The organism is Georgenia sp. (genome assembly GCF_054605595.1).
Map to the genome: position 1 here is coordinate 1 of NZ_JBTSDU010000118.1, position 10,026 is coordinate 10,026.

Genomic DNA, 10,026 nt, shown 5'->3' on the forward strand with positions numbered 1-10,026 from the left:
CCCCGAGCGCGGCGACGAGGAGGCCACCGGCCAGGGCGGGCAGCGCGGCGGTCCCGGGCGCGAGCCGCAGCGCGACCAGCACGACCGCCAGGTACCCGACGGGCACGAAGGCGGCGGCACCGGCGCCGGGCAGGCGCATCCGACGGGTCGCGGCGTGGACGAGCCCGAGGCTCAGGAGTGTGGCGCCCAGCGGCACGAGGGAGAGCGTCGCGCCGGCGCCGAGCGAGACGGGCACGCCGTGCGCGAGCAGCCAGAGCCCCGCACCGATCCCGGCTGCGGCCTGCCACGACGCCTCGCCGAGGGCCGGCGCCGCGGCGGTGGCGACGTAGGTCGCGACCGCGGGGACCACCAGGGCGAGCAGGCCGAACGAGGCCGACTCCGCGCCGGCGACCAGGCCGCGCAGCCAGCCCTCGGGCACGCCGGGGCGACGCCGCGACGGGGCGTCGATAACGTGCGGCGGGCGGGCCGGCGTGGTGGTGGACATCGCCTCCATCGTCCGGCCTCGGGGCCCCCGGTCGGCGTTGGCGGCGCGGCGTGTCGGCCCCGAGACGGCCCCCACCCCACCCTCATCCCCAACCCCACCCAACCCACCCCACCCCCACCAGCGCCGAACAGGCCCTACTGGACCATTCTTCGAGAGAATCGGTTCATCAGGGCCTGTTCGGCGGGGGGGCCGGGGGTCCGGCGGGGGGTGGCGGCGTCAGGCGCCGAGCAGCTCCCGGGCGATGCGTGCGGTCTCGGACGGCGTCTTGCCGACCTTGACCCCGGCCTCCTCGAGCGCGGCCTTCTTGGCCACCGCCGTCCCGGAGGAGCCGGAGACGATCGCGCCGGCGTGGCCCATCGTCTTGCCCTCGGGGGCGGTGAAGCCGGCCACGTAGCCGACGACCGGCTTGGTGACGTGCTCCTTGATGAACGCCGCGGCCCGTTCCTCGGCGTCGCCGCCGATCTCGCCGATCATGACGATGAGGTCGGTGTCCGGGTCGTCCTGGAACGCCTGGAGCGCGTCGATGTGGGTGGTGCCGATGATCGGGTCCCCACCGATGCCGATGCAGGTGGTGAAGCCCAGGTCACCGAGCTCGTACATCATCTGGTAGGTCAGCGTGCCGGACTTCGACACGAGCCCGATGCGCCCCGGCTGGGCGATGTTCGCCGGGGTGATGCCCACGTTCGACTCGCCCGGCGTGATGATGCCGGGGCAGTTCGGTCCGATGAGGCGCACACCCTTGGTCTGGGCGTAGGTGAAGAACTCGGCCGTGTCGTCCACCGGGATGCCTTCGGTGATGATGACGACGAGCGGCACGCCGGCGTCGACCGCCTCGATGACGGCGGCCTTGGCGTGGGCGGGCGGCACGAAGATGACCGACACGTCGGCGCCGGTGGCTGCACGGGCCTCGGCGACCGTGCCGAACACGGGCACGGACACCGGCCCGCCGGTGCGGTTCTCGGCGCCCGGTCCCACCGGGACGACGTCGAAGTCGACGCTGGTGCCGGCCTTGCGCGGGTTCACGCCGCCGACGATCTGCGTGCCGGAGTTGAGCATCCGGCTGGTGTGGATCTGCCCCATGGCACCGGTCATGCCCTGGACGATGACCTTGGAGGAGGAGTTCAGGAAGATCGACATGGTGTGGTGTTCCGTCCTTACTTCGCGGCCGCGAGCTCGGCGGCCTTGGCCGCGGCTTCGTCCATGGTGCCGACCAGGGTGATGAGCGGGTGGTTCGCCTCGGCGAGGATCCGACGGCCCTCGTCGACGTTGTTGCCGTCCAGGCGCACCACGAGCGGTTTGTCGGCGGAGTCGCCGAGGATCTCCAGCGCCTTGACGATGCCGTTGGCGACCTCGTCGCAGGCGGTGATGCCGCCGAAGACGTTGACGAACACGGACTTGACCTGCGGGTCGTGGAGGATCACGTCGAGGCCGTTGGCCATCACCTGGGCGTTCGCGCCGCCACCGATGTCGAGGAAGTTCGCCGGGCTCACGCCGTACTGCTCGCCCGCGTAGGCGACGACGTCGAGCGTGGACATGACCAGCCCGGCACCGTTACCGATGACGCCGACCTCGCCGTCGAGCTTGACGTAGTTGAGGTCGAGCGCCTTGGCCTTCGCCTCGAGCGGGTCGGCCGCGGTCTTGTCCTCGAGCCCGACGTTCTCGGGGTGGCGGAAGTCCGCGTTCGCGTCGAGCGTGACCTTGCCGTCCAGCGCGATGATGGCGCCGTCCTCGGTGCGCACGAGCGGGTTGACCTCGACGAGGGTGGCGTCCGCCTCCTTGTAGACGGTCCACAGCGTGCGGATGGCGCTCGCGACCTCGTCGGCGATCTCCGGGGCGAACCCGGCCTGCGCGACGATCTCGGCGGCCTTGGCCGCGTCGATGCCCACGATCGGGTCGACGGCGACGCGGGCCAGGGCCTCGGGGCGTTCGACGGCGAGCTGCTCGATCTCCATGCCGCCCTCGACGGACGCCATGGCGAGGTAGCGACGCTCGGACCGGTCCAGCAGGACCGAGAAGTAGTACTCCTCCGCGATCTTGGCGCCCTCGGCGATCATGACGCGGTGGACCGTGTGGCCCTTGATGTCCATGCCGAGGATCTCGCTCGCGCGGGCCTCGGCCTCCTCCGGGCTGTGCGCCAGCTTCACGCCGCCTGCCTTGCCGCGACCGCCGACCTTCACCTGCGCCTTCACGACGACGGTGCCGCCCCCCAGCGACTCCGCGGCCGCACGGGCCTCGGCCGGCGTCGTCGCGACGACGCCTCGCAGCACGGGTACACCGTGCTTCTCGAACAGGTCACGAGCCTGGTACTCGTACAGGTCCACCCCGATGGTCCTTCCGTCGACATCCAAAAATGCCTCGACATCGAGACATCTCCCACGAGGGTAGCGCGCCACCGCCCCTGACTCATCCCCGCCCACTGGGTGCAGGTGAGGAAGATCTCGTCCGCGCGGGGACGCCGGCAGGCGTGCCGCTGGGACGTTTCCGCGGAGACGCGGGCCGGGCTACGGCCTCGACGTCACCGCCGAAGCCCGTGCCGGTGCGTCTTCGTGGCCGGCCGAGCCGCCTGCGGACGTTTCCGCGGAGACGTCGCCGGAGTCCACGCGCACGCCCATGAGCCGCTCGGAGAGCTGGGCGAAAGCGCGTCCGACGGCGTCCGCGTAGAGGTTGGCCCCCTCGATGCCGGGGTGGATGTTGTCCGCCTGCAGCAGCTCCGGGCGGGCGGAGATGGCACCGTGCCAGTCCGCGATGATCGCGGTCGGATAGTCGGCGACGATCCGTGCGAGCGTCTCGTTCGCCTCCGGCACCCAGTAGCTGCCGCCGTACAGGTTGACCACGACGATCATCCGTTCGCCGAGCGCGTCGAGGACCCGGCGTACCAGCGCCTCGTCCCGCACGCCCGCGTTCGTCCCGAAGTCGAGGAAGACCGCCCGGCGCACCGTGCCCTCCGCGAGCCGGGCGGTGACCGCCACCTCCGCGTCCGGCCACTGCCGGATCGACCGGGCGTCGAGCATGATGCCGGGGAACGCGGCCTCGAGGCCGTCGACGCTGGTCACCACGATGGAGTCGCCGAAACCCGTGATCTCCTCGCCCGTGGGCATGGAGTAGTCGGCCGGCTCACCCGGTTCGCCCGCGTCACGAGACGCGCCGGCCGAGTCGGTCGTGGTGGGTGGGCCGGCCGGGGTGGGCGCAGCCCCGTCCGGTGGTTCCACAGCATCCTGCGCGGCGTCGACCGACGCATCGAGCGCGGCCTGGGCGGCCTCGATCTGCACCTGCGTCTGCGAGCGCTCCGGGGCGACCGCGATCGCGGCCAGGCTCAGCGCCACGGCGGCGGCGCCACCGGCGGCGACGACCCGGGCGAGGGTCCGGCGGCCGGGAACGACGCCGGCGAGCGCGCCCCACAGCTCCCGCCACGCACCCCGGAACCCGAGGATCCGCACGGGCTGCTCGAGGTGGCGGTAGGAGAGCGCGGCGACCCCGAGCGTGAGCGCCAGGGCCAGGCCCCGCACGCCCCAGTACCCCCAGGTGTCGTACGCGGTGGGCACGAGCTCGTCCACGACGAGGATGATCGGCCAGTGCCACAGGTAGATGCCGTACGAGCGCTCCCCGAGCCACTCCAGCGGGCGCAGCCGCATGAGCGCTCGGACCGGGCCGGTCGGCCCGAGCAGGCCCGCGAGCAGCACGGCCGTGAGGAGGCTGGCCAGCAGGATGCCGCCCCGGAACGTGAACGTGCTGGGCTGGCGGATGGTGAGCATCAGGACGGCGAGCCCGACCAGTGCGAGGAGCGAGACGAGCCCGCGCCACCGTCGCCACGGGCGGGCGCCCAGGATCCCGCCGTGCGGCGCGGCCCAGGTGAACGCGAGCGCGGCGCCGATCATCAGGCCGAACAGGTGCGTGTCCGTGCCGTAGTACACCCGGGTCGCGTCCTCCCCCGGGGTGTACAGGACGGCCATGAGCATTGCGGAGACTGCGCCGGCGCCGAGCGTGACCAGGGCGCGGCGCCGTGGGTCGGCGACGGCGGCGACGAGCCCGGCGAGGGTGACCGGCCAGAGCAGGTAGAACTGCTCCTCCACGGCGAGGGACCAGAAGTTCACGAAGAGTTGCGGGGCCGTGCTGGTGAAGTAGCTCGTCCCGGCGGCGATCTCCAACCAGTTGTTCGAGAATGTCAGCGCCCCGAGGGCCTGGCGTCCGATGGAGACGAGCAGGTCGGTGGCGGCGAGCCAGGCGAACGGGATGCTGACGAGCACCACGGCGACGAGCGCCGGCAGCAGGCGGCGTGCCCGGCGGAGCCAGAAGCGACGGAGGTCGATCCGATTCTTCGTGCCGATCTCGCGCAGCAGCAGCGTGGTGATGAGGAAGCCGGAGACGACGAAGAAGATGTCCACGCCGAGGAACCCGCCCGGCAGCGCGGCGGGGTGCAGGTGGTAGACGAGGACGGCGACGATCGCGAGCGCCCGGACCCCGTCGAGGCCCTCGATGTGTCCGTGGCGGGCACTCTGCCCGCGCGCACGCGCGGCCGGCCCGCGGGCGCGGGTTCCCACCTGCGTCTCAGCCACTTTCATCTCAGCCACGTTGCCTGCCTCCCGGGCCGGCGCTTCGTCGATGTCTAGAGGCTAGGCGTGGGCACCGACATCGCACAGGTAGACGCGCGGTTACCAGATGCGCGGTGGGAGGCGACTCACGGGCCGATGACCGGCCACGGACGTCCGCCACCGGGCAGGCGTCCGCCGCCGGGCGGACCGGGCTGGTCGGGCCGGCCGGGCAGGCTCAGAGCTTCGTCACCGGTGAGTAGCGCAGGAGCAGGCGCTTGACCTGGCCGCCGCCGAAGTCGACCTTTGCGACGGCGGAGGACCCGCCGCCCTCGAGCGCGACGACGGTGCCGAGGCCGTAGCTGTCGTGTGTGACCTTGTCCCCGACGTCGAGCCCGTGCCCGCCCTCGCCCGCGGCGCCGGACGTCGCCGTCTTCGCGGTCTTCTTCGCCTTGGTGGTGGAGGTGTCGCCCAGGCGGCCGGTGCGCACGGGAGTGCTGCGCGATCCGGACGGGCCCGCGGCACCCGCGCCGAAGCCGGTCCCGCCGCCAACGGTGCCGCCACCGGAGAAGCCACCACCGGAGTGACCGCCCCCGGAGTAGCCACCGCGCCGGCCGGAGCCGTACGTGCCGGACCCGTACGTGCCGGAACCGCCGGACCCGTACCCGCCCGGGCCGCCGCGCAGGGCGTCCATGGAGGATTCGGCCCGACGCCAGTCGACGAGCTCCTCGGGGATGTCGTCGAGGAACCGCGAGGCGGGCAGCTGCTGGGGGATGCCCCAGGCGGTGCGCACCGCCGCCCGGGAGAGGTAGAGCCGCTCACGCGCCCGGGTGAGCGCCACGTATGCCAGGCGCCGCTCCTCGGAGAGCTCATCCTCCTCGCCGAGGGAGCGCTGGTGCGGGAACGTGCCATCCTCCATGCCGGTGACGAAGACGACCGGGAACTCCAGCCCCTTGGCGGTGTGGACGGTCATGAGGGTGACCTGCCCCTGGTTGGCGGCGTCGTCGTCGGGGATCTGGTCCGAATCGGCCACGAGGGCGACGCGTTCGAGGAAGTCGCCGAGGTCTCCCTCGGGGTCCTGCTCGCTGAACTCGGCGGCGACGGCGTGGAGCTCGGCGAGGTTCTCCACGCGGGTGGCGTCCTGCGGGTCCTCGGAGGCGCGCAGCTCGGCGAGGTAGCCGGAGCGGTCGAGTGCGGCATCGAGGACCTCGGCGGGCGTGGCACCGGCGGTGAGCATGTCCCGCAGGTCGGTGAGCAGCTCGTGGAAGGCGCGGACCTGGCCGCGGGCCCGGGTGGTCAGGCCGACGACCTCGGGCACCCCGTCGCCCGGCTCATCGGCGGCGGCGTGCGCGATCGCCTCGCCGAAGGAGACCCGCTCGCGCTCGGCGTGGACGGCGAGCATCGCCTCCGCCTTGTCCCCCAGGCCACGCTTGGGCACGTTGAGGACGCGGCGCAGGTTGACGGCGTCGTCGGGGTTGGCGACGGCGCGCAGGTAGGCGAGCGCGTCCTTGATCTCCCGGCGCTCGTAGAACCGGGTGCCGCCGACCACCTTGTACGGGATCCCGGTGCGCACCAGGACCTCTTCCAGCGCCCGGGACTGGGCGTTGGTGCGGTAGAAGACGGCGACGTCGCCGGGGCGGGTGCCCTCGTCGTCGCCGAGGCGGTCGGTCTCCTCCGCGATGAACCGCGCCTCCTCGTGCTCGGAGTCCGCCACGTAGCCCACGATGAGCGGGCCGTCCCCGGAGTCCGTCCACAGGTTCTTGGCACGCCGGCCCGGGTTGTGCGAGATGACGGCGTTGGCGGCGGTGAGGATGTTCTGGGTGGAGCGGTAGTTCTGCTCGAGCAGGATCGTGGTCGCGGCCGGGTAGTCCTCCTCGAACTCGAGGATGTTGCGGATGGTGGCACCGCGGAAGGCGTAGATGGACTGGTCGGCGTCGCCGACGACGGTCAGTTCCGCGGGCGGGAGGGCAGGGGTCCCGGGGCGGGGGCCGGTGGCGGGGCCGGTGGCCAGGCCGTCGCCGGGGCCGGTGGCGGTGGCGGTGGCGGGGCGGTCGGCCACCCCGGCCAGCTCGCGGATGAGGACGTACTGGGCGTGGTTGGTGTCCTGGTACTCGTCCACCAGCACGTGCCGGAACCGACGCCGGTAGTGCTCGGCGACGGCGGGGAACGCCTGCAGAAGGTTGACCGTCATCATGATGAGGTCGTCGAAGTCCAGGGCGTGCGCCTGGCGCAGCCGCTGGTTGTACAGGGTGTAGGCCTGCGCCAGGGCGGAGTCGAACGGGTTGGACTCGCTGACCGTCTTGGCGAAGTCCTCCGGGTCGACGAGCTCGTTCTTCAGGTCCGAGACCTTGCGCGAGAACGACTTGGGCGGGAACCGCTTGGGGTCGAGGTCGAGCTGGCGGCACACCAGGGTCATGAGGCGCTGGGAGTCCGCGGCGTCGTAGATCGAGAAGCTGGACCGCAGGCCCAGGACCTCGTGCTCGCGGCGCAGGATGCGCACGCACGCCGAGTGGAACGTGGAGACCCACATGTTCCGGGCGGACGGGCCGACGAGGTCGGTGACACGCTCGCGCATCTCGGCCGCGGCCTTGTTCGTGAAGGTGATCGCGAGGATCTCCCCCGGCCGGGCAGCGCCGGTGGCCAGCAGGTGGGCGATGCGGTGCGTGAGCACGCGCGTCTTGCCCGAGCCGGCCCCGGCGACGATGAGGAGCGGTCCGCCGGAGTGGACGACGGCGGCGCGCTGGTCGGGGTTGAGGCCCTCGAGCAGCGCGGCCGGGTCGCCGCCGCGGCCCTGCCCACCGAGACCCTGCCCATCTACGCCGCGACCGGCGGCGCGGCGGCGGGCGCGGGCGGCGGGGTCGTCGGCGGGCGCCGCGTCGTCGGTGGGCGGCACCCAGGCGTCGTCGTCGCCGCGGGGCGGGACGACGGCGGCCAGCGGCGGCAGGTCCGCGAGGCCGGGCAGGGGCAGGTTGTCGAACAGAGAGGTCATGTCGGTATCCAGGGTAGGCGTCACCACCCACACCCGGGTGCCGCGCCCATGGCCCGGCCGGTGGCGCTCGGCGTCCCCGGGCCCGTCAGGTGAGTAGGAGACCGATCACCCAGGCGCCGGTGGCGAACAGCGCCCCGGCCAGCTCGATGAGGATCGTCAGCCCGGTCGCCGTGAGGGCGGCCACGGTGGCGCGCCACGCGGCGGCCTGGTCCCGCCGGCGCCCCATCTCCATGAGGTGGACGCCGAGGACGAAACCGAGGAGCAGTCCGACGACGGGCACCACGAAGAAGCCGACGATGCCGAGCAGGCCACCGACGGCCAGGGTGCGGCCCGGTACGCCGGCCCGAGTGAGGAAGCGGCCGGCGAGCACGTACTTCGCCACGCCCGTGACACCGACCGCCAGGACCGCGACGATGCCGACGACCCAGGCGGTGGTGCCGCCGGTGACGAAGCACCACACGAGCACGGCGGCCAGCACGATCAGGCTGCCGGGGTAGACCTGGACGACGGCGCCGACCAGGCCGAGGACGATCACGAGCCCGACGACCAGCTCACCCAGTGGTGCCACGAGCCCTCCCCGAGGATCCGGTCGCCCCGGACGGCACCGTCGCCCGGGGCCGCGTCAACGCGCGCGGCATCAGTGCCAGAGGACGGCGATCGTGATGTTCATCACGGTCAGGCCGGCGACGCCGCCGAGGAAGCCTCGGCTGACCTTCTCCTCGTTGCGGGCGCCCCACAGGGTCAGGAACGTGATGACCAGCGCGACCACGAACTTGACGCCGATCTTGACGTTGTTGACGTCGCCGTCGCCCGCCTGCGCCAGGCCGACCAGGACGATCCCGGCGATCAGCGCCGTCAGTGCGCCGTGCGTGACCCCCTTGGCGATGCGCGGCTCGCGCAGGTTGGTCAGGGTGCCGCCGAGCACGATGGCCCAGCCGATCATGTGGATGACGAGCACGATGCCGAAGAGGGTGTCCATACGGACACCATAGATGGCGTTTCTGACGTCTCGTCACCACGTCGGTGCTCCGGAGCAGTCGCCGCGCCCTCAGAGCAGTCGCCGCGCCGCGGCCCACCGGGTCAGTTCGTGGCGCGAGGAGAGCTGGAGCTTGCGCAGCACGGCGGAGACGTGGGTCTCGACCGTCTTGACGGAGATGAACAGCTCGGCGGCGACCTCCTTGTAGGCGTAGCCGCGGGCGATCAGGCGCATGACCTCGCGCTCACGGGCGGTCAGCCGGTCGAGCTCGTCGTCGTGCACGGCGACGTCCGCCTGGCCGGTGCCGAAGGCGTCGAGCACGAAACCGGCCAGGCGCGGGGAGAACGCCGCGTCCCCACCGGCGACGCGCCGGATCGCCTCGGCGAGCTCCGGCGTCGTGATCGCCTTGGTGACGTAACCGCGCGCGCCGGCCCGGATGACGGCGACGACGTCCTCGCTCGCGTCGGAGACGGACAGGGCCAGGAAACGCGTGCTGGCGAGCAGATCGGCGCAGCCGAGGGCGACCTCGGCGCCGCCACCACCGGAGCCACCGGGCAGGTGCACGTCGAGCAGGACGACGTCGGGCGCCAGGGCGTGGACGGCGCCGATCGCCCCCTCGACGTCGTCGGCCTCGCCCACCACGGCGATGTCGCCGGCATGCGCACCGAGCTCGGCGCGCACCCCGGCGCGGACCAGGGCATGGTCGTCCACGATGAGCACCCGGATGGGGGTGCCCGTGCGGTCGGTGGTCTCGGTCGTCTCGTTCATTGCCGTCCCTTTCGTGGCATGACCAGGTGCACCTCGGTGCCGGAGGCCCGGCTGCGGACGCTCGCGCTGCCGCCGTGGCGGTCCATCCGGCCGATGATCGACTGTCGCACGCCGTGCCGGTCCGCGGGCACCGCGTCGGGGTCGAAGCCCTCGCCGTGGTCGCGGACGAACACCTCGACCTGCTCGGCGGTGACCTCGACGTACACCGTCACCGGCGGCCGGCCGTGGACGACGGCGTTCGCCAGGGCCTCGCGCGTCGCGGCGCCCAGGACGGGCGTCGTCT

9 protein-coding genes are annotated in these 10,026 nt (G+C 72.7%); all 9 read right to left on the bottom strand.

The features are described from left to right. Positions 1-484: cell division protein PerM (locus tag ACYC1Z_RS12205; protein WP_461409801.1), on the bottom strand; the 484-nt coding region annotated here is incomplete at its 3' end. A gap of 216 nt (positions 485-700) precedes the next feature. Next, positions 701-1,621, bottom strand: coding sequence for a succinate--CoA ligase subunit alpha (gene sucD, locus ACYC1Z_RS12210; RefSeq protein WP_461409802.1), 921 nt, complete (start codon positions 1,619-1,621; stop codon positions 701-703). 17 nt (positions 1,622-1,638) lie between these two features. Then, positions 1,639-2,805, bottom strand: a complete 1,167-nt coding sequence (sucC, locus tag ACYC1Z_RS12215) for an ADP-forming succinate--CoA ligase subunit beta (RefSeq protein ID WP_461409803.1) — start codon at positions 2,803-2,805, stop codon at positions 1,639-1,641. Positions 2,806-2,985: 180 nt separating this feature from the next. Further along, positions 2,986-5,043 (bottom strand): acyltransferase family protein, encoded by a 2,058-nt coding sequence (locus ACYC1Z_RS12220; protein ID WP_461409804.1) that lies wholly within the window; start codon positions 5,041-5,043, stop codon positions 2,986-2,988. Between the two features lie 205 nt (positions 5,044-5,248). After that, the gene (locus ACYC1Z_RS12225) at positions 5,249-7,999 is read right to left on the bottom strand and encodes a UvrD-helicase domain-containing protein (RefSeq protein WP_461409805.1); all 2,751 of its coding nucleotides are present in this window, start codon (positions 7,997-7,999) and stop codon (positions 5,249-5,251) included. Positions 8,000-8,084: 85 nt separating this feature from the next. Next, entirely contained in the window at positions 8,085-8,567 is a 483-nt protein-coding gene (locus tag ACYC1Z_RS12230; protein ID WP_461409806.1) for a DUF456 domain-containing protein, read from the bottom strand. A 69-nt stretch (positions 8,568-8,636) separates the two neighbouring features. Beyond that, positions 8,637-8,978, bottom strand: coding sequence for a hypothetical protein (locus ACYC1Z_RS12235; protein ID WP_461409807.1), 342 nt, complete (start codon positions 8,976-8,978; stop codon positions 8,637-8,639). A 69-nt stretch (positions 8,979-9,047) separates the two neighbouring features. Next, positions 9,048-9,743 (bottom strand): LuxR C-terminal-related transcriptional regulator, encoded by a 696-nt coding sequence (locus ACYC1Z_RS12240; RefSeq protein ID WP_461409808.1) that lies wholly within the window; start codon positions 9,741-9,743, stop codon positions 9,048-9,050. After that, positions 9,740-10,026, bottom strand: a 287-nt coding sequence (locus tag ACYC1Z_RS12245; protein WP_461409809.1) for a sensor histidine kinase, incomplete at its 5' end; no start/stop codon positions are given. The genes ACYC1Z_RS12245 and ACYC1Z_RS12240, both read right to left, overlap by 4 nt.